Raw genomic sequence first — 19,335 nt, 5'->3', positions numbered from 1 at the left:
TTTAAGAATATGTTACATGACTAATTTCTGTATTTTATATAATTTTTATTCAAAAAATTAAGATAAATAATGATTAAATGTTTGAATTAAATACTCAATCATTGCATTATCGATATTTTGAATAGTGCGAAGTTCACGAAGTGGTGTATCCTGAATTAGCTCAAGATTGAAGTCTATCTCCTGCCCTACATTAGAAATATCAATCTGTTTAGCTAAGGATTCAATAATAGGTCTTAATGTTTCATGCTTCATTAAGTCACCAAACGTTGTATTTGCTGTGACTTTAAATGGTAACTCCACTGTGCTTTGGACTTTAATGACATCTTTTAAAACAATCTCTCTTGAAGATTTTCCAATTAAAATTTCATACTCACCAGTGCCTACATACCAATCTGAAATAGTTTCATTATACCAAGCAAAAGCTCGTTTATCGAGTGTCATCTGAACTTCTTTTGTCTCTCCCGCTTGTAACTCAACTTTCACAAAATCTTTTAACTCTTTTATAGGACGAATTGTCAGATGAGTTAAATCACTCACATAAAGTTGAACCACTTCTTTTCCTGCTACCGCTCCTGTATTCGTGATTTTCAAGCTAACAACAAGTTCATCCGTATCTAACATTTCTTTTCGACTTAAAACTAAATCATGATATTCAAATGTTGTATAACTTAATCCATATCCAAATGGGAATAAAACATTCATTTCTTTTTTATCGTAATATCGATATCCTACAAAAATTCCCTCGCGATAATGAATTAAATCATCCACAACTTGATAATTTAAATATGATGGATTATCTGAAAGCTTTAAGGGGAATGTTTCGGCTAACTTTCCACTTGGATTTACGCGCCCAAACAACAAATCAATTGTCGCCAATCCAACCGCTTGACCAGCTAAATACATCTCAAGAACCCCTTTAACATCATGAATCCATGGCATCTCGACTGGTGATCCATTATGTAACACGACAACCGTATTTGGTTGAACCTTCACTACTTCTTTAATCAATTCATTTTGACAATTTGGAAGTTGCATATGTGTCCGGTCATAACCCTCTGACTCAAAAAAATCGGGTAATCCAGCAAAAATCACAGCCACTTCTGAAGATTTAGCAACTTGAATCGCTTCTTGAACTAACTCTTCATTGATTTGATCGACGTCTAACTCATATCCCTGTGCATAACTTACCGACGTCACATTTGACACCGCTTCGAGTGCACTACTAACTTTATACGTATTAATATGCGAGCTTCCCCCTCCTTGAAAACGAGGACTCTTAGCAAACGCCCCAATAAAAGCAATCTTGGCCTCTTTATTTAGTGGTAAAACCCCATCATTCTTTAACAACACCGCACTCTGCGTTGCAATCTTTCTTGCTGCTTCATGATGCACATCTCGATTAAAAATAGCATCCTGTCGGTTATCCACAAATTCAAAAATCTTCGTTACAATTCGCTCAACAGCCTCATCTAAAGTCGTTTCATCTAATATCCCTTTATTAATAGCTTCAATAATCAATTTATCATTTGTTACATGACTTCCTGGCATTTCTAAATCAAGACCTGCTTTTAATCCTTCTACTCGATTATTAACAGCTCCCCAATCACTCATCACATATCCGTCAAATTCCCACTCATGTCTTAAAATATCTGTTAATAGCTTTTTATTTTCAGAAGCAAAGACTTCATTAATTCGATTATAAGAACACATCACTGCCCATGGTTTTCCTACTTTAACAGCATTCTCAAAACTAGCTAAGTAAATTTCCCTCAACGTTCTCTCATCTATTTGAGCGCTTGCTGTCATACGGCGTGACTCTTGGTTATTAGCAGCAAAGTGCTTCAAACTTGTTCCAACACCCTGACTTTGAACACCTTGAATATAATTACAAGCCATCTCTGATGACAAATACGGGTCTTCTGAGAAATATTCAAAATTTCGTCCACATAAGGGAGAACGTTTAATATTCACCGCTGGACCTAACAAGATTGAAACATTTTCTGCTTGGCATTCCTCACCAAGTAAAATACCAAGATTATAGAGTAAATCGCGGTCAAATGAACAGGCTGTTGCACACCCGGCTGGAAAACAAACTGCCTTAATACTGTCATTTACATCACTTGCGCCATCTTTTTGTTTACGTAACCCATGTGGGCCATCACTAACCATCACCTTGGGAATTCCTAATCGTTCAACTGATTTTAAACGCCAAAAATCAAGTCCTGAACACATTCCTGCTTTCTCTTGGAGAGTCATTTGATTAATAAGTTGTTTTATATCCCTCATTTTCAATCCTCCTTCATCTCATGAAATTATATTCAAGTATGCCTGTGATTATTTAATTTAATTTTAAGGTTCTTATGTTATTTTTAGGTTAACATCTAAACTATTGGAGGTATTTTTATGAAAGATTATAAGGAAGATATTTCAAATGAATCACTAGCTATGACACATGAGGGAGCAGATGAAACAACTCATGAGATGATAAATCAAGTAACCATTCAATCCACTTTAAAAACAGAGATAAAAAACATACTAAACAACTGTCGAAGCAATAATCGTTCACTAATATTTAGTTTTTTAGCAGTGGCTATCATTTCATGTCTCTTAACTTTCTCAGTCTCACAACTATTTAACTACGCCTATCTAAGTACAGTCTCCACTAAGCAATCTTATAGCCCTATGATTCGTATAGAAACTTCACCTAAAAATACATCTCAAAATCAATCTTCAACCCCAGCAAACAATGAAGAGCTAACTCAAAGTGAAATTGAACAATTATTAAAATATTATTTTGATGCATCAACTAACAAAGAAAATGCCCTATAAAAACAAAGCATGGAGGCCTAAACCTCCATGCTTTGTTTTAATTTAAATTTCTTTATTTCCTCGAATGTTCCAAACTCACATAATAATAACGATGTAATTTTCCCACTAAACGGCACAAAAGCTTCTGCAATAACCGGTAATGACCTTAATACAGCCTCTTCTTCATCCAAAACAAGGGTTGCATGAGGAACCCAATTATTAGATTTAGCAGTATAATTATATCCCATCTGTCCACAATACTCTTCAAAGCGTTCATGAATTTTATCATGAAACTCTATTAACTGTTTAGAAACATAGGGTGCTAAAAAAGAAACTTTTAATGAAAATAAACCAAGATGATTAAAATTAATCTGAATCTCTTCTTGATTTTCACATACTTCTTCAAGCCAATGGCATAACAAATTTAGATCCACATTCGTCCAAGAACCAAACGTTAAGTGTGGACACATTGAAGAAGATGGAACTTCATGATTTGATAACTCTCGATGAATATTTTGAATTTGTTCATTAGTTACTTCATCAAATAAGCCAATGAGATAGTAAATTTTATCATCCATTACAGTCACCTCCTCAGTCATTCAACTTCTAATTGATTCGAAAATGAATGGTTGCACGTCATCACCCAAAAGCTCAAGCGCCCACTCTAAAACAGACATCTTCGCTATAATGTTTCCCGTTCTAAACGTATAAATACATCTTGCCATATCAAACAGCTACTCTAACGAATACAAACTTTAATTCATCTTCAAATGAAATTCAACATCTTGTTTAACCTCATCCTCAGTTTTATTTAAAAGCATTTTACCTTAAAATTCTGTAGAGCTACCAATCGATGATAACTATGAAAATTCGTCTACGTAGTACTGAGAACCCATCCCCATTTCACCAAGAACTACTTGGTTTTAACTAGACTGTTACACTGTTATTTTAGGTATACATTCGAATGTTTATTCTATTTACTAATTCTCTAAAACATGACATACTTTTATTTATAAAATGGAAAAGGAGCATATCTATGAACCAAAGAATTCAAATTAAAGATACGACTTTATCACTTTGCCCGATTGGTTTTGGAACAGCAAATGCAGGTGTTGCCTGGGATAGCGAAGAAGCATTCAAAATGTTAGATTTATATGTTGAATTGGGTGGAAATGTCATCGATACAGCTCGTATTTATAACGACTGGATTGATGGCGAAATCGGACGTTCAGAACGAGTAATCGGCGAATGGATTAAATATCGTGGTGGTCATGATGATTTAGTAATTGTCACAAAAGGTGGACATCCCCCTCTTGAAAACATGCAAACATCACGTCTATCTAAAGAAGATATGACTTACGATTTAAATAAAAGTTTAGACGCACTTGAAATCGACTGTATCGACCTTTACTTCTATCATCGTGATGATGTAAATCGTCCCGTATCAGAACTCATTGAAACGATGCAAGACTTCGTCCGTGATGGAAAAATCAAATACTATGGTTGCTCGAACTGGTCAACTGCCCGTATGAAAGAAGCCATGGACTATGCAAAGTCTAAAGGATATCGCGGATTTGTAGCCAACCAAGCCCTTTATAACATTGGCTCAATTCATATGAAACCTTATGCAGATGAAACAATGGTTACAATGGACGAAGAAATGTTAGAGTTCCATCGAACATCAGATGTATTAGCGATGCCTTATTTTAGTTTATGTAGCGGATTCTTTACAAAATTAGCAACGCTTGGCGAGGGTGCCGTTAAAGACAGCCCTTATTATACTGAGAAAAACTTAGAGCTAGCTAAACTTATTAACCAATTAGCCGAAGAACGAAACATTAGTCTGACTCAGGTTATCATGGGATTTTTATTAACACAAGATCAACCGATGTGTGCACTAGCAGGTGCAAGTCGTGAATCACAACTTAAAGATTTCATGAAAACATTAGAATTAGTGTAAACAAAAAAACTGATAGAATCCGTAGAGATTCTATCAGTTTTTTTATTTATATTAGTAATTTTCAGAACGGATTTCGAAGTGTGCTTGATCATATGAGCAAACTGGGCATTTTTTAGGTGCTTTTTTACCAAAGTGAATGTGTCCACATTCTTGGCAAATCCAAGCTACTTCTCCATCACGCTCAAATACTTGACCTTCTTCTAAATTCTTTAATAATTGTAAGTAACGTGCTTCATGTTCTTTTTCGATTTTTCCAACCATTTCAAATAATACAGCAATGCGATTGAACCCTTCAGCGCGGGCTTGTGCTGCAAATGTTGCATACATATCTGTCCACTCACCATTTTCTCCCGCTGCAGCATCTTTTAAATTTGTCATTGTATCCGCTACTTCACCCTCGTGCAATAACTTGAACCATAATTTTGCATGTTGCATTTCATTATGGGCTGTTTCTAAGAAAATGTTAGAGATTTGCTCATATCCTTCTTCTTTTGCTTTAGCAGCATAGTAAGTATATTTATTACGCGCCATTGATTCTCCTGCAAATGCATGCATTAAGTTTTCTTCAGTTTTAGTTCCTTTTAAATTACTCATTATAGATCTCTCCTTATAACTCTTATTTTCAACTTTTTTCTTATAAACTAGTAACTATTACTAGTTTATATCATTTTTAAATGAAAATCAATAATAATTACTACTTTTCTTCAAATTAATTGATAATATGATATTTAATGATAATTATTATCAATATATATATAGTAAAAAATGTGATTACTTCTAATCAAAATAATCACATTTTTTACTTTTAGACTCATTTAATTTTAATTCTATACCACGATAGGCAATATTATTAAAAATTCAGTTCCTTGGTTAATAATACTGTTTACAGTAATTTCTCCTCCATGCATTTTTATAGCCGATTGGGTTAAAGATAACCCTAAGCCTATTCCACTATTGGAAGAAAGATTAGTTCCTTGACAACGGTAAAATGGTTTAAATATATTTTCATACTCCTCTACCGCTATCCCCTCTCCAGTATCAGAGATTTTTATATAGATATTTTCTTGTTCTTTCATGCAAGAAATTGTGACTGTTCCTAAAGGCTTATTGTACTTTATAGCATTTTCAATGATATTGTACAGTGCTCGATATAGTAAAATTTCATTTCCTACCATTTCGTCTTCTATCTCTTCTATGTTAACTTCTATACTGATTCCACTCTTTGATGCAATGACATTTAAGTCTTCAACCACATCTTCAAGAATAACTGAAACATTAACCCGGTCATTTAAGGGTTCATTTTCTTGTCTAATGATATCTAGTAATGTTTCAATAATTCCATTCATCTTTAAAACTGACTTTTCTATAACCTCTATAGTAGTTTTATATTCTTCAATATTAGTTTCTTCATTACTTTTTAATACGTCAATATTGGTTTTAATAACTGCTAATGGAGTTTTCAGTTCATGCGCTACACTAGAATTAAATCTTTTTTGCGAAGCAAATGCATTCTCTAATTTAGCAAGCATCTTATTAAATGAAATGGCCAATTCTTGAATTTCATCATGTGGCCCTTGTACATTTAAAGTGCAAGTTAAATTATCTTCATTTATTTCCTTTATATTATGGTTTAAATCAATAACAGGTTTTAATGCTTTATTAACTACAAAATAAGTAGTAAGGCAACCTAATATAGTAATAAAGCAAAACGTAATAATTGAAGTAGTATAAATATTCGATACTGTCTCACCTATGGCATTATCTATAATAACGACATTATTATCCGTCATATAATTCGGAATAATGATACCGTATGTTTCATTATTTTCAAATGAATAGATATCTATTATCAAGTCTGTTAACCCTGGCATTGTTTTTTTTATATCATAATTAATTGAAACAACAAGAATTGCACTTGTTAAAATCATGATTACTAAAGTCAATAAGGTAAATCTCCATTTTAAAGTCAATTTAAATTTCTTCAAATCTAGCTTCCTCCAAATAAATATCCAACACCTTTTATCGTTTGAATTATATTGTCTTTACCACTAATCGTGATCAGTTTTTTTCTTAAGGAATAAATATGAACCCTAATTACTGTCGTAAATGGATCCGCATTTTCATCCCAAACGTGTTGAATTAATTCCTCTGAACTAACAATTCGTCCTTTATTTTGTATGAGGTACTTTAAAATTGAGTATTCTTTCAGTGTTAAATTCAATATTTGGTCATTAAAGGTGACCTTATGAGTGGCTAAATCAAGACATAGTTCACCTTCTTTTATGATGGTAGGCACACTAGTAAACTCTCGTCTTAATAAAGCTCTAATTCGTGCTTTTAATTCTGAAAAATCGAAAGGTTTTACTAAATAATCATTTGCGCCTAAATCTAAACCTCTGATTTTATCTTCAATTTCCCTATTCGCAGATACAATAATTACTCGTGTTGTCATATCTTTTTCTCTTAATATTTCTAGGATAGAAAAACCGTCTATACTCGGGAGATTTATATCAAGAACCACTAAATTATAGGTATTAAAATTTAAAAGCTCTAATGCTTCCTCTCCATCCCCCGTAACATCAACAGCATATCCTTCCTTCTGTAGCCCCTTTTGTAAAGCTAATAATATATCTTTTTCATCTTCTATAATTAATAATCTCATAAAAAACTCCTAAATAACGATTAAACAACCTCACCTTTATATTAGTGAAGTTGTTTAATGGATTTTATTTAATAGGCTGTCTGATTTTCAAATATTATCATTCCATCCTGTATTGTTACAACTTTCTTACTTTCTTTTGCCACCTTATGATCATGTGTAATCACAATAATAGTATTTCCTCGTTCATTTAGTTCATTAAATAATTGAAGAATATCCTTTCCGGTAGCTGAATCTAATGCCCCTGTCGGTTCGTCAGCTAATAAAATAGTTGGATTCGTAACTAAAGCTCTCGCAATGGCTACACGTTGTTGCTGTCCTCCAGATAATTCATTTGGTTTATGAGAAATTCTTTCCCACAATCCAACCATTTTTATTTTTTCCTCTGCTATTTTAACAGCTTCATTTCTTGGTAATCCTTTAATTAGTAAAGGCATTATCACATTATCAAGAACAGTGTACTGTGGTATTAAATGATATTTTTGAAAGATAAATCCAATGTGTTCATTACGTAAGTTTGCTAAATCTACTTTATTACAATCCATTGTATTAATTCCATTAATATAATACTCTCCATCATCTGGAATATCCATACACCCTAAAATATTCATTAACGTTGTCTTTCCCGATCCTGATGACCCCAAAATAGCTATATACTCTCCATGTTCTACATTCAGGTTAATATCTTTAAGTACATGCAATGAATTTTCACCACTATGGTAATATTTATTAATATTTTTTAACGTAATAATATGATTCATAACTACCCCAGAATATCTATACTAATGACCGTGTTATTTTCACTATTCATTGTCACAGATAAGATAGAACCCTTTTTAATATCGGAAAATAATGCTTCTTCTCCAGTTAAACCATTGAAAATTTTAGCTCCCGCTGGAATAACTAAATCTTTTGTTTCTCCATTAAATGTCAATTGGCTAAATTGGTCAAAATTCAATCCTCCTTGTGAAATCATTGACTCCTCAGAAACTCCAGGATTTTCATCAGATGATTCACTTGATGAAAATTCAGTTGAATTGCCTGTTATTACTACACCATTTGGTAGTGTAAAAGTTTCACCATTTTCTAACTGAGAAAATTGGCTTTCATCTAAAGTAAATTCGAATGCTTCTTCATCCTCACTCTCATCTTCTAATGGTGTATAGTTATCATTACTCAATTTTAGGCTAATTTCATTTCCAACCATTTTTTCAACTTTTCCCAAATAGGAAGTTACCTGTAGTTGTTGTTCTTGTTCCTCAATCTGAGGTTGCTCCTCCTTATTTTCAGCCCAATTACCTTTATCACCTTCGGCACCACATCCTACTAATGATACCATTGTTAATGCTAAAACTGTTAATTCTAATGTTTTCTTCATAATAAAATTCATCCTTTCCTTTATTAGTATTTTTATTCATAACTCAACGCCTCTACAGGTTTGAGTTGAGATGCTTTATAAGCTGGGGAAAACCCGAATATAGTTCCTGTAAATATAGCAAATCCTAATGCCATTATTTGGCCTTCAACTGAAGGCGACACTGCTACTCCTACCTGCCTAACGAGTGGAATCACACAGTAACTAACAAGTATCCCAGTTATTCCACCAAAACTACTAATAATAATAGCCTCAAAAAGAAATAAAGACATAATTGTTCTTTCTTGTGCTCCAAGTGCTTTTAGAATTCCTATTTCTTTTGTACGCTCTTTTACAGTTAAAGATAAAACATTCATTATCCCAATTCCACCTACGACAAATACAATACTAGCAACAGAGATTAATAAAACATTCATGGTACGTGCAGATTCACTAGCAGCTTCTATACGACTTCCAGCATCTTCAGCTTTGTAAACATTGTCATCTTCTAAAAGATAGTTCAACGAATCTTCTATCTCAGCCATTGCCTTTTTAACGGATTTAATATTATTTGCTAAGGCTACAATTTGAGGTGTGGTACTCTTATCAAAAATGTTTTCTTGCGCTATAGAATATGGCATAAAAATAGTATCATCAGGACTTAACCCTTGCATTCCATCCGCACTTCTTTCTAACACTCCTATTATTTTGTAATTTTTCCCTTCTATCGTAATTGTTTTTCCGACCGCCTCTTCAGCTTGTGAAAAGTATTTAGTTGCTATTCCATCCCCAATTACAACAACATGATTCCCCTCCTCTATATCAATTCGATCTATATTATATCCCTGTATAATATTTAACTTAGAAACCGTGCTATACTCTTCTGTGACCCCTGTAATTGAAACATTTCCTTTTATTCCATTTAATACAGCTTGCTTATATGCCCCCCCTCTTAGGTAAATACCACTTAATGTAGTACTTTCATTCATAATAAACTCCATTTGTTCAGTTGTTAAATGTGGATAACTCCCTTCAAATACCTTGTTTCCCTTAGAATAATCGACATTAACATAAATTGTTTCTGCGCTCAATCCACTAAATTGATCCTTGACTGCCTCTTCCCCTCCCTTTCCGATCGCAATAACAGCTACAATTGTGGCTGTCCCTGCTATAATTCCTAAAGAAGTTAAAATCACCTTCGATTTATTCTCTAAAAGATTTTTTAAAACCAGTCTTATCATTTCAAAAAATCTCATACTCCTATCCTCCAACCACAACAGTGTCGCCTTCTGAAAGACCACTTACTATTTCAGAAATTTTTCCATCTGAGAAACCAGTTGTAATTTCTACTTCTTTTAGAGTCCCATCGTCTTGTTTAACTTGCACAAATTGTTTTCCATCTTTTAATGTAATCGCCTTATTAGAAAGAGTTAAAACATCTTTAACATCCTTGACAATAAATTGGGCACTAACAGTCATCCCTTCAAGTAATTTCAAATCATTCCCACTTATCTCAACCATAACAGAATAGTTAACTGAACTTCCTTGTCCATTCGGCTTTAAATTAATGAAACTTACGGTCCCTTCTAACATTTGATCCTGATAAGCGGAAACGATTAAATTAACACGTTGTCCTTCTTCAATCTTTGTAATTTCTTCTTGAGTAACTGTTATTTCTGCAAAAACCTTGGCATTTTCCCCAATTGTTACAATAGGGATTTCTGATGAAGTAGTTGAGCCCACTGTATAATTCAAATTAAGAATCGTCCCATCTATTTGTGCATATAAAGTAGAATTCTCTTTTAATTTATTAACCTTAGCGATTTGTTCATTAATTTTATCAACTTCTTTTTGAGCATTATTAATTGAATGATCTAACTCGCTATTAGTCAATGCATTTATTTCCCTATTAGCTGATTCTTCCTTTACTTCACTTTCTTTTTCCTTAGTACGTTCAACATCTAAACTATTTAAACTTTGATTTGTATTTTTAATCTCTGTTTCGAGTAACGATTTTTCTGATAATAATGTACTTTCAGTTAGCTTTAATTCTTGTAGTTTAGCTTCAATTTCTTCTGCATCACTCTCTTTCGTTTCATTGCTTTCTTGTAATAGGTTGGTATCTTCTACCGTGCTATTCTCTTGTAACACATGATTTTCGTCTACGTTGCGAGCTGTAGCTAAGTTTTGCATCTCTTCTATTTGACGTCTTACATCCTCTAATTTTTTATTAACGTCATTTAATTTATCCGTTAATTGATTAATATTATTTACTAAGGAATTTCTTTGGCTTTCATATTGATTCTTTGATCCTTGTACTTTATCTTCCCACGCTTTATTTTGATTCAGAACAGTCACCTGTTTATTATTCTTTGTAGATACTAAAGTTGCAGTTGCCCGCTCAAGCTGAGAGTTTAACTCTTCTAATTTATCATTAATAAATTTTTCAGAAATCGTTGCAATTTTATCTCCAATACTAACACGTTCTCCCTCTTTAACAAATAACTCCCCTATCTCGACGGGTTCTTCGAAATTTTGATTAACAGCTTGAAGCTTTAATGAACCTGATCCATTCGAGCCCGCTATAATATCTCCTCTTTTTACTTCATACTCTCGTTCCCTAGATACCAATTCACTATTAGTCTCGTTACTATCCTTAAACTTTGTATATGTGATTACTCCTGTTGGAGCTAATATCATGACTCCCACAACAATGGCTATTGTTTTTTTAGATAAAGCTTTATATTTTTTCCCCATCTTTGTATCACGCTCCTTATTTTCTAACTCTCCCATAGATGATTCTATCTTTTTTTCATCCATATAAAATATTTAGTATCCTAGGTACACACTTATCCTAACAAATTCAATGTAAAATTAACGTTAAGAAAAATAGTAATTAAAAAAGAAAAAGCCCAACACTTAAATGTGTTGGGCCTTATAGGCTAATCTAATTCTTTAACAAAAGATTCAATTTTTATTTCTTGTTTTGCTCCCATCATTTGACCAACAAGTGCAACTATTAATGCTGGTAATAGCCAGTTAAATCCCAACTTAGCAAGAGGCAACTGATTCATGATCGGCAACTGTAAAGCTGTTAAGATACTTAGAACAAGTGTCGTATATCCTGCAAGGATATACGGTAATTTACTTGTGAAGAAGTTTTTGAATAAACTTAAGATAATTAACGCAACTGATACCGGGTAAATAATCGTTAAAACTGGTACTGAAAGTGAAATAATTGTGTCTACTCCTACATTTGATGCAATTGCACTAAATACACAGATGAAAATTGCAACATATTCGTATTTTAATTTTTTGTTTGTTACATCTTCAAAGTATTTACTTGTCACTGATGTTAATCCAATGGCTGTTGTTAAACATGCAAAGGCAACAATAATACCTAAAATAATTAATCCTGGTTGTCCCATTAATTGTTTTGTAATGGCAATTAATAAGGCAGTTTGTGAAACTGATCCATCAAATTGTGTTGAAACAGTAGCTCCTAAGTAAGTTAATCCCCCGTACACTAAGACTAATCCACAAGAAGCTAAAATTGCTGATTTAATAGTCAATTTGATTTGTTCTTGTTTATCAGTGTATCCTTTACTTAAGAAAGAAGTCATCATAAAAGCTGTGATTCCCCCTATCGCTAAAGCATCCATTGTTTGGTATCCTTGTGTTAACCCCGTCGCAAATAAATCGTCTGAAGTAATCGTATGATTTAAACTACCTAGAGGAGAGATGAATCCTTTCCCAATTAAGAATACTAGGGCTAGTAATAAAACTGGTGTTAAGAACTTTCCAATAATGTCCATTACTTTACTTGGACGAATCGTTAATAGTAAAGTTACGGCAAAGAAAATAACTGAGAAGACAGCCGAATTAATTCCAGATGTAAAGGGTTGAATGCTTAATTCAAATGTTGTCGCGGCCGTTCTTGGAATCGCGATAATGGGTCCTAGACAAAGCATGGTGATAACTTCTAAGCTAACTCCAAATACTTTGCCAGCACGCCCCATAATGGCTTGGTAACTTCCAGCCTTTGCAACAGCGTAAATTGAAAGTAAGATGATTCCAACATCTCCTAAAATAAATCCAAGGAAACTTGTTAGCCACTCACTTCCTGATGTCACCCCGATAAATGGTGGGAAAATCAAATTACTTGCTCCAAAGAATATTGAAAACAAGGCAAATCCTACAACGATAATATCAACTTTTTGTTTCATACTTTCCTCTCCTTTTTCGTGTAAATAAAAAACCACATAGTATCTAGTGACTATGTGGTTACCTTGTCCATTTTTCATAAAAAGGGCCACATAGTTATTTTCTATGTGGCATCTACTTTATAAGAAGTTATAGCCATCATAGAGACAAACGCCTAAAGGTTTGTATCTATGATGAAATGAAGAAATCATAAATACAAACCTAACAATAATAGCTATAGTAAAATCGTGTTGTTAAATTTGAATTCATGTTTACTCCATCCTCTCTTCGTTATAAAATATTATTACACTTATTATAATGGCATTATAAAATAAAATCAACCTATATATACCAATTTTTTCAAAGGGGATTTTTAATGGGAACCTATTATATTAAACAAAAAATATTTTCACTACGAGATCACTATTATGTTTATGATAAACATGAACAAGCAGCTTTTGAAGTAACCGGAAAATTTATAGCTATCGCCGATCAATTAACCATTCGCGATTTAAACCAAAATGAATTATTCACCGTTAAGCAAAAACTTATGACTGTATGGGGAGCCTATGATATTTATAAAGGAGACATCTTATGCGCAACAATTAAACGTCGACCTAGTCTATTTAAACCCAAGCTTGATGTTGAAAGTGAATATGGAAATTTTCAATTACGTGGAGATGTCTTTGATCACAACTTTAGCATTACAAAGGATGGTCAAGAAGTTGGACACATTGAAAAAAAATGGTTCAAACTAAGTGATCACTATGAACTACAAGTGGCTACTGGCCAGGATGATGCCTTCTTTATTGCCATGTTAATCGCGATTGATAACTGTCTACATAATAATAAAAATAATTAATTTAAAAATATATAAATAATTTTTTAAATTATGGATAAGCTAATAGTGGTTACACGTTTTGCAGATCATTTATGATTTTAAGCCTTCTTTCTACTTCCTAAATCTAAAAAATCCACGAGAATTCTCGTGGAGTTTTTAGTTCTTTTCAACTGTGTTATAATGAATTTGAATTAATTGGTTTTGTACCGAGGAGGATGAAATAAGTTGAAGGCAAATTATCATTCACACACAACGAGATGTCATCACGCAAAAGGAAGCGATGAAGAATATATTTTAAGTGCTATCAAAGGTGGCTTCGATGAAATTGGATTTTCTGATCACTGTCCTTGGCCATTTGAAAATGGATATTCATCTAGAATTCGCATGGATGTTTCTGAGTTTGAAAATTATGTGACAAGTGTCCAAGCACTAAAAGAAAAATATAAAAATCAAATTAGCGTCAAAATTGGTTTAGAGTGTGAGTATTTTGAGGAATACTTGCCATGGCTTAAAAACTTAATTCATGAATATAAGCTAGATTACGTTATTTTTGGAAATCACTTTTCTGAAAATGAATCTCGTGGTTATTATTTTGGAACAGAGACAACGTCAAAAGAAGCCTTATATCAATATATGGAAACAGCTATCAAAGGAATGGAAACTGGCTTATTCTCATACTTCGCCCATCCTGATTTATTTATGCGATCATGGACGGATCTTAATGAAGACTTCTATTACGTTTGCCGTAAAATATGTGAAAAAGCAAAAGAATTAGATATCTTATTAGAATATAACATCTCAGGATATATCTATAATCGTGATTTTAATGTAAATGGATTCCCAAATATTAATTTCTGGACAATTGCAGCCGAAGTCGGATGTAAAGCTATCATTGGAATTGATGCACATCATAATATGTATTACGAAACAGAAGAATATCGTAATCGTGCCTTAAAAGAATTAGCTGATTTAAATATTGAAGTCGTTGAAACAATGCCATTTATTCAACATTAGAATGAAACCTATTAACTTGGTTAAATCTATTATTATACAAGGAGGAATTCAAATGAATCATCAAGAAATTTTAGATATTCTTAATTTTCGCCATGCCTGTAAAGAATTTGATTCAAGTAAAAAGATTTCAAAGTCAGATTTTGATGTGATCTTAAAAGCAGGCCAACTTTCGCCAAGCTCAATGGGAATTGAACCATGGAAATTTCTTGTTATTGAGAATGAGGCCCTTCGTAATGAGTTAGCGCCACTCTCTTGGGGTGGAAAAGTACAAATTCCTAGTTGTTCACACCTTATTATTTTACTTAGTCGCAATGCTAGTGATTTAAAACACAACTCTGCGTACATCGACTATTTATTACGAGATGTTAAACAGATGCCAAATGAAACAATTGAAGGATTTAAAGGTATCATGAAATCTATTGAAGATACTCGTTTTAATAATGACGAGCGTGCTATTTTGAATTATTCATGTTTACAAACTTATTTAGCAGCCGCAAATATGATGACAGTTGCAGCAATGGAGAACATTGATTCATGTCCAATCGGTGGATATGATCAACAGGCAGTTGAAAACTTATTAGTTAGTCGAGGATTACTCGATAAAGATCACTTCTATTTAACGTTAATGATTGCATTTGGATATCGTAAAAATGAAGCTAAACCAAAAAGTCGTCAACCATTAGAAAGTATTGTTGAGTGGGTTAAATAAAGAAAAAATCGCCTAAAACAGGCGATTTTTTCTTTTGGTTCAATGGGGTGAATGTACACCCTACTGTATAGCCTTATAAAAACTTGATTCATTGATACTATCATCTTTCACAGCATACTTTAAAATCGAATAAACTTTTAAAAATAAGAGCCATCTCATGAGGTGGCTTGATTGCACCATCTTCTATCCACTTTAATAATAAATTCCATATTCCACCCGCAATATAATGCATCTGATATTGATAAAACTCTTCATCTATCTCCTGATAATTTGTGATACTTGTGATTTCTTTAAAAATATCCGGTACTCGTTTATTAAATTTACATGTGAAAAAAACCAATAAATTTTGACGTAAAAGTAATTTTAAAAACTCTAAATGTTGGAGCCAAAATTCAAAATAAATAAGTCCTACTTTATAACAATTCAGTTCACTTGTTGCTTTAATTTTTTTAATAAATTCTTGTGCTAATAAGTCCCCATATTGGATTAGAATGTCTTCTTTAGATTCAAAATTACGGTAAAAGGTTTTGCGATCAACTTGTGCTCGCCTCGTAATTTCTGTAATTTTAATACTATTAAAATCTTCTTCTGTCATTAATTCTAGTAATGCTTCTGTTATAAATTGCTTTGAGCGAATGACGCTTGGATTAATTTTTTCAATCATGCTTTTATCTCCTGCCACAAAATAATGGATTATGTCCCACTTATTCTAAGTCTATTGACCGACCTTTATAGGCATAGTATACTACACCGTATAAGGTGCCACAAGTGTACCATTTTTAAAAGGAGAGATAATCATGAATCAAGAGCGATATTTAAAAGCCATTGATGAAAGATGTTCAAGAAGAACTTATATAACCAAAGATATTGAGATGGAAAAAGTAAACTCGCTTCAAAGATGTATTAAAAACTTAAATGAAATGAGCGGCTTAAATCTTCAACTGCAGTTAAATGGACCTGAATTATTTAAAGGATTCTCTTCATCATATGGAATGTTAAAAGGTGTTGGAGCTTATTTTGCATTAGTCGGATCAAAAGATGATAAAGACTTGCTTGAGAAGGTTGGATATTTTGGTGAAATCCTTGCTCTTGAAGCAACAGCTCTCGGACTTGGAACGTGCTGGATTGGTGGAACTTATGACCGAAAACTATGTGCGAAGCTTATTGATTTAAAAGAAAATGAGGAACTTGTAGCAATTATCACTGTTGGTTACACACCAGTGGATAAAACATTTAAGGAGAAAATGATTAGTAAACTTTCTCACCGTAAGACAAAAACAGTTGAGGAAATGTATCATAGTAATGAAGAGGTACCGAATGAATTTATTAATGGGATGAAGGCGGTACAAAAAGCACCTTCTGCACTGAATAAGCAACCAGTTAAATTCCATTTCACAAATGGTGTTGTGACAACATCGACTCTTAATAGCACAGGATATGAAAAGATTGATCTTGGAATTGCTAAATTACATTTTGAAATTGGAACTGGGCTACAAAAGAAATTTGAGATTGAAAATGGACAATCTGTTTATAAATTTTAAAAGGAGATAACAAATTGTTATCTCCTTTTTCTCTATTTTATATATAATCCAATTAACTCCATATCTGTGTTATATGTTGCGGTTACTTGTAACTTTCTATTTGCGTAATTAGAAATTAGTACAACTGTTGCATAATCACCATTAGCTTTAATTGTACAAGATGATTTATCTCGAGACTCCCCTAATTTTTCGTAGACTGGCTCCCACGCTTTTTGAATAACTGAAGCACTTAAAATATCTTTTAAATCATCGTTTACTGTAGTAACAATCGCATCATAGTTCTCATCATTCAAGTTTTCAACAATCGCTATAGTCTCTTGTTTTAATGTTTCCTTATCAAAACTTTCATCTAATACTTGTCCACACCCTGTTAGTCCTAATAAAACACAAAATACTAATAATAGTTTTTTCATGATTGTATCCTCCCTCTTCAACTGTAATATAGCATATCAAGGCCTCATAACTTGTCAGAACCTAAACTTTTTTCTATCGAATCCTGTCGAAATTATGCTAAACTTAATCTAAATTTAATTTTTAGGGAGAGACAGTCTACATGAGAAAATTTATTATTGATACCGATACAGCTTCAGATGATGTGATTGCAATCATTACCGCATTACGTGAACCTAGCATCAAAGTTATGGGAATTACTGTAGTAGCCGGGAATGTCGGACTTGAACAATCACTCCAAAATGCCTTAACAGCAATCAAAGTATCTGACACTTATATTCCACCAGTATTCGGCGGAATGAGTAAACCACTTTTTCGTGATTTAGTAATGGCTGATGACGTTCACGGAAGCGATGGACTTGGAAATATGTTCTTACCAAGATCTAATTTATCAATTGAACCTGAACATGCAATGGATGGCCTACTTCGACTTATTGAAGAAAATCCATATGAAATCGAACTCATCACCCTAGGCCCTCTAACCAATATTGCCATGGCTTGCTTAAAAGCGCCTGAAACGATGAACAAATTAAAATCAATCACTTTAATGGCTGGAACAGGACTTGGACCGGGGAATATTACTGAAACAGCAGAATTTAATGTTTATGTCGATGCAGAAAGCTTATCTATCGTCTTAGATTTAGAAATTCCAAAACTCTTTGTTGGTTGGGATGCCATCATGAACAAAGGATTCTTAACTCGTCAAGACACTAACTACTTAAAAAACAGCGATTCATCACTTGCTAAATTTGCTATGCGTTGTACACAATCTCTTGATGAATACAATCAAAAACTTGGATTTGATGGATTTGAATTAGCAGATCCAACTGCAATGATTGCAGCTATTTGGCCTGAAATGATGACAAAATGCATTCCTGCTTATGCCACTGTTGAAACAAAAAATGAGGATAACTATGGCCAAGTCTATTTAGACTTATCTTCAAAAACACCCAACGCCACAATTTGTATCGATATCAACCCTGATTTATTTAAAAAATATCTATTTCAATCTTTATTATAAGATGAAGTGATATAATGAACTTATCATTATCACAGGGGGGCTACGATGGCTAAACTAAGGAAAATGCTTAGAAGTATAGATTCACCAGAGATTATTTCTTTAATGCATTTAATTGAAACACAAAATAAAATGACGATTGCCACTTGGTGTGTTAACTATGCAAAGGAACATATTCTCCCTATTTATCAAAAGAGTTTTCCGAAAGATCAACGCTTACTTCAAGCGATTAATGGAGCATTAGATTATTTAGAGGGGACAATAAAATTACCTGCAGCTAAAAAGCTAATCTCTGAGGCTCAAACAGCAGCAAGAGAGACAAAGGAAAATCCAGTAGCACAAGCGGCAGCAAGAGCAGTCGCTCAAGCCTGTGCCACTATTCATAAATCAACTAATGCATTGGCACTTGCATTTTATGGATCAGCAGCAATTGCCTATGATCGAGTGGGATTACTCGAAACAAAAGAAACTTATGATGAAATTGCGACTGAAGAATTTCATAGGTTAGAAGAAGCTTTACGCTCTATTGCGATTGAAAATGAACCCAATCCAGCCAAAATCAATTGGCACTGCTAGAATAAAAAATAGCACCGTGGTGAGGTGCTATTTTTTATTCCGAATATCGAAAGGGCTTAGTTATCCATTTGAATAACTTATATATAATAAATACTGGAATACCATATTGAATCATGACCACTGTAAAATAGCATGCTAATTTAACAAAGAAAAAGATAAACGCAAATAAGCTAAAAAGCCAACTCATCACGAATGTCCTCCT

20 protein-coding genes are annotated in these 19,335 nt (G+C 33.1%); 8 read left to right on the top strand and 12 right to left on the bottom strand.

Annotation, left to right across the window (positions count from 1 at the left end; genetic code table 11):
* Window positions 1-57 precede the first annotated feature (57 nt).
* The gene (locus HLK68_RS06100; protein WP_132942693.1) at window positions 58-2,286 is read right to left on the bottom strand and encodes a beta-glucosidase family protein; all 2,229 of its coding nucleotides are present in this window, start codon (window positions 2,284-2,286) and stop codon (window positions 58-60) included.
* 117 nt (window positions 2,287-2,403) lie between these two features.
* Here HLK68_RS06100 and HLK68_RS06095 point away from each other — a divergent pair, with 117 nt between their 5' ends.
* Window positions 2,404-2,829 (top strand): hypothetical protein, encoded by a 426-nt coding sequence (locus HLK68_RS06095; protein WP_006783937.1) that lies wholly within the window; start codon window positions 2,404-2,406, stop codon window positions 2,827-2,829.
* 17 nt (window positions 2,830-2,846) lie between these two features.
* Here HLK68_RS06095 and HLK68_RS06090 read toward each other — a convergent pair whose 3' ends face one another.
* Window positions 2,847-3,386 (bottom strand): 2'-5' RNA ligase family protein, encoded by a 540-nt coding sequence (locus HLK68_RS06090; RefSeq protein ID WP_006783936.1) that lies wholly within the window; start codon window positions 3,384-3,386, stop codon window positions 2,847-2,849.
* A gap of 458 nt (window positions 3,387-3,844) precedes the next feature.
* Between HLK68_RS06090 and HLK68_RS06085 the strand changes: the two genes are divergently transcribed.
* Complete coding sequence (locus HLK68_RS06085) at window positions 3,845-4,768, top strand: aldo/keto reductase (RefSeq protein WP_006783935.1); 924 nt, start codon at window positions 3,845-3,847, stop codon at window positions 4,766-4,768.
* A 51-nt stretch (window positions 4,769-4,819) separates the two neighbouring features.
* On the opposite strand, the gene rbr is transcribed toward HLK68_RS06085, so the two are convergent.
* The 8 genes from rbr to brnQ form a co-directional block, all read right to left on the bottom strand.
* Window positions 4,820-5,362: a rubrerythrin gene (rbr, locus tag HLK68_RS06080; RefSeq protein WP_006785031.1), complete on the bottom strand. Its 543-nt coding sequence runs from the start codon at window positions 5,360-5,362 to the stop codon at window positions 4,820-4,822.
* Window positions 5,363-5,595: 233 nt separating this feature from the next.
* Window positions 5,596-6,753, bottom strand: coding sequence for a sensor histidine kinase (locus HLK68_RS06075; protein WP_006785030.1), 1,158 nt, complete (start codon window positions 6,751-6,753; stop codon window positions 5,596-5,598).
* Window positions 6,754-6,755: 2 nt separating this feature from the next.
* Window positions 6,756-7,430, bottom strand: coding sequence for a response regulator transcription factor (locus HLK68_RS06070; RefSeq protein ID WP_006785029.1), 675 nt, complete (start codon window positions 7,428-7,430; stop codon window positions 6,756-6,758).
* Window positions 7,431-7,498: 68 nt separating this feature from the next.
* Window positions 7,499-8,188 (bottom strand): ABC transporter ATP-binding protein, encoded by a 690-nt coding sequence (locus HLK68_RS06065; protein WP_006785028.1) that lies wholly within the window; start codon window positions 8,186-8,188, stop codon window positions 7,499-7,501.
* A gap of 2 nt (window positions 8,189-8,190) precedes the next feature.
* Complete coding sequence (locus HLK68_RS06060; RefSeq protein WP_132942692.1) at window positions 8,191-8,805, bottom strand: hypothetical protein; 615 nt, start codon at window positions 8,803-8,805, stop codon at window positions 8,191-8,193.
* Window positions 8,806-8,837: 32 nt separating this feature from the next.
* A complete protein-coding gene (locus HLK68_RS06055; RefSeq protein ID WP_006785026.1) occupies window positions 8,838-10,037 on the bottom strand; it encodes an ABC transporter permease in 1,200 nt (399 codons plus the stop codon).
* Between the two features lie 4 nt (window positions 10,038-10,041).
* Window positions 10,042-11,574: an HlyD family efflux transporter periplasmic adaptor subunit gene (locus tag HLK68_RS06050; protein WP_229040047.1), complete on the bottom strand. Its 1,533-nt coding sequence runs from the start codon at window positions 11,572-11,574 to the stop codon at window positions 10,042-10,044.
* Between the two features lie 149 nt (window positions 11,575-11,723).
* Window positions 11,724-13,007 (bottom strand): branched-chain amino acid transport system II carrier protein, encoded by a 1,284-nt coding sequence (gene brnQ / locus HLK68_RS06045; protein WP_006785024.1) that lies wholly within the window; start codon window positions 13,005-13,007, stop codon window positions 11,724-11,726.
* Between the two features lie 353 nt (window positions 13,008-13,360).
* On the opposite strand from brnQ, the gene HLK68_RS06040 reads away from it, so the two are divergent.
* The 3 genes from HLK68_RS06040 (at window position 13,361) to HLK68_RS06030 (ending at window position 15,548) form a co-directional block, all read left to right on the top strand.
* The gene (locus HLK68_RS06040) at window positions 13,361-13,846 is read left to right on the top strand and encodes an LURP-one-related/scramblase family protein (protein ID WP_006785023.1); all 486 of its coding nucleotides are present in this window, start codon (window positions 13,361-13,363) and stop codon (window positions 13,844-13,846) included.
* Window positions 13,847-14,050: 204 nt separating this feature from the next.
* Window positions 14,051-14,839 carry a histidinol-phosphatase gene (locus tag HLK68_RS06035; RefSeq protein ID WP_006785022.1) on the top strand — a complete coding sequence of 263 codons (789 nt, stop codon included), beginning with the start codon at window positions 14,051-14,053 and terminating at the stop codon, window positions 14,837-14,839.
* Between the two features lie 52 nt (window positions 14,840-14,891).
* Window positions 14,892-15,548 carry an NAD(P)H-dependent oxidoreductase gene (locus HLK68_RS06030; protein ID WP_006785021.1) on the top strand — a complete coding sequence of 219 codons (657 nt, stop codon included), beginning with the start codon at window positions 14,892-14,894 and terminating at the stop codon, window positions 15,546-15,548.
* A gap of 100 nt (window positions 15,549-15,648) precedes the next feature.
* Here the strand turns inward: HLK68_RS06030 and HLK68_RS06025 are convergent, their stop codons facing one another.
* Entirely contained in the window at window positions 15,649-16,212 is a 564-nt protein-coding gene (locus HLK68_RS06025) for a TetR/AcrR family transcriptional regulator (RefSeq protein ID WP_006784546.1), read from the bottom strand.
* A gap of 133 nt (window positions 16,213-16,345) precedes the next feature.
* On the opposite strand from HLK68_RS06025, the gene HLK68_RS06020 reads away from it, so the two are divergent.
* Window positions 16,346-17,089: a nitroreductase family protein gene (locus HLK68_RS06020; protein WP_009606544.1), complete on the top strand. Its 744-nt coding sequence runs from the start codon at window positions 16,346-16,348 to the stop codon at window positions 17,087-17,089.
* Window positions 17,090-17,121: 32 nt separating this feature from the next.
* On the opposite strand, the gene HLK68_RS06015 is transcribed toward HLK68_RS06020, so the two are convergent.
* Window positions 17,122-17,502: a DUF3887 domain-containing protein gene (locus tag HLK68_RS06015; RefSeq protein ID WP_132942691.1), complete on the bottom strand. Its 381-nt coding sequence runs from the start codon at window positions 17,500-17,502 to the stop codon at window positions 17,122-17,124.
* Window positions 17,503-17,642: 140 nt separating this feature from the next.
* On the opposite strand from HLK68_RS06015, the gene HLK68_RS06010 reads away from it, so the two are divergent.
* Together HLK68_RS06010 and HLK68_RS06005 are read left to right on the top strand one after the other, a co-directional pair.
* Window positions 17,643-18,560, top strand: coding sequence for a nucleoside hydrolase (locus HLK68_RS06010; RefSeq protein ID WP_006784549.1), 918 nt, complete (start codon window positions 17,643-17,645; stop codon window positions 18,558-18,560).
* A gap of 45 nt (window positions 18,561-18,605) precedes the next feature.
* Window positions 18,606-19,133 carry a putative immunity protein gene (locus HLK68_RS06005; protein ID WP_006784550.1) on the top strand — a complete coding sequence of 176 codons (528 nt, stop codon included), beginning with the start codon at window positions 18,606-18,608 and terminating at the stop codon, window positions 19,131-19,133.
* The last annotated feature ends 202 nt before the right edge of the window (window positions 19,134-19,335 follow it).

Origin of the sequence: Turicibacter sanguinis (assembly GCF_013046825.1) — a bacterium.
Lineage (GTDB): Bacteria > Bacillota_I > Bacilli_A > MOL361 > Turicibacteraceae > Turicibacter > Turicibacter sanguinis.
The sequence above is the reverse complement of the archived record's forward strand: the minus strand, read 5'-3'. Positions and strand labels throughout refer to the sequence as shown.

Bases quoted from the DNA above. Each gene is read 5' to 3' on its own strand.
- HLK68_RS06100 (WP_132942693.1), bottom strand. From the start codon at position 2,286: ATGAGGGATATAAAACAACTTATTAATCAAATGACTCTCCAAGAGAAA.
- HLK68_RS06095 (WP_006783937.1), top strand. From the start codon at position 2,404: ATGAAAGATTATAAGGAAGATATTTCAAATGAATCACTAGCTATGACA.
- HLK68_RS06090 (WP_006783936.1), bottom strand. From the start codon at position 3,386: ATGGATGATAAAATTTACTATCTCATTGGCTTATTTGATGAAGTAACT.
- HLK68_RS06085 (WP_006783935.1), top strand. From the start codon at position 3,845: ATGAACCAAAGAATTCAAATTAAAGATACGACTTTATCACTTTGCCCG.
- rbr (WP_006785031.1), bottom strand. From the start codon at position 5,362: ATGAGTAATTTAAAAGGAACTAAAACTGAAGAAAACTTAATGCATGCA.
- HLK68_RS06070 (WP_006785029.1), bottom strand. From the start codon at position 7,430: ATGAGATTATTAATTATAGAAGATGAAAAAGATATATTATTAGCTTTA.
- HLK68_RS06065 (WP_006785028.1), bottom strand. From the start codon at position 8,188: ATGAATCATATTATTACGTTAAAAAATATTAATAAATATTACCATAGT.
- HLK68_RS06060 (WP_132942692.1), bottom strand. From the start codon at position 8,805: ATGAAGAAAACATTAGAATTAACAGTTTTAGCATTAACAATGGTATCA.
- HLK68_RS06055 (WP_006785026.1), bottom strand. From the start codon at position 10,037: ATGAGATTTTTTGAAATGATAAGACTGGTTTTAAAAAATCTTTTAGAG.
- HLK68_RS06050 (WP_229040047.1), bottom strand. From the start codon at position 11,574: ATGGGAGAGTTAGAAAATAAGGAGCGTGATACAAAGATGGGGAAAAAA.
- brnQ (WP_006785024.1), bottom strand. From the start codon at position 13,007: ATGAAACAAAAAGTTGATATTATCGTTGTAGGATTTGCCTTGTTTTCA.
- HLK68_RS06040 (WP_006785023.1), top strand. From the start codon at position 13,361: ATGGGAACCTATTATATTAAACAAAAAATATTTTCACTACGAGATCAC.
- HLK68_RS06030 (WP_006785021.1), top strand. From the start codon at position 14,892: ATGAATCATCAAGAAATTTTAGATATTCTTAATTTTCGCCATGCCTGT.
- HLK68_RS06025 (WP_006784546.1), bottom strand. From the start codon at position 16,212: ATGATTGAAAAAATTAATCCAAGCGTCATTCGCTCAAAGCAATTTATA.
- HLK68_RS06020 (WP_009606544.1), top strand. From the start codon at position 16,346: ATGAATCAAGAGCGATATTTAAAAGCCATTGATGAAAGATGTTCAAGA.
- HLK68_RS06015 (WP_132942691.1), bottom strand. From the start codon at position 17,502: ATGAAAAAACTATTATTAGTATTTTGTGTTTTATTAGGACTAACAGGG.
- HLK68_RS06010 (WP_006784549.1), top strand. From the start codon at position 17,643: ATGAGAAAATTTATTATTGATACCGATACAGCTTCAGATGATGTGATT.
- HLK68_RS06005 (WP_006784550.1), top strand. From the start codon at position 18,606: ATGGCTAAACTAAGGAAAATGCTTAGAAGTATAGATTCACCAGAGATT.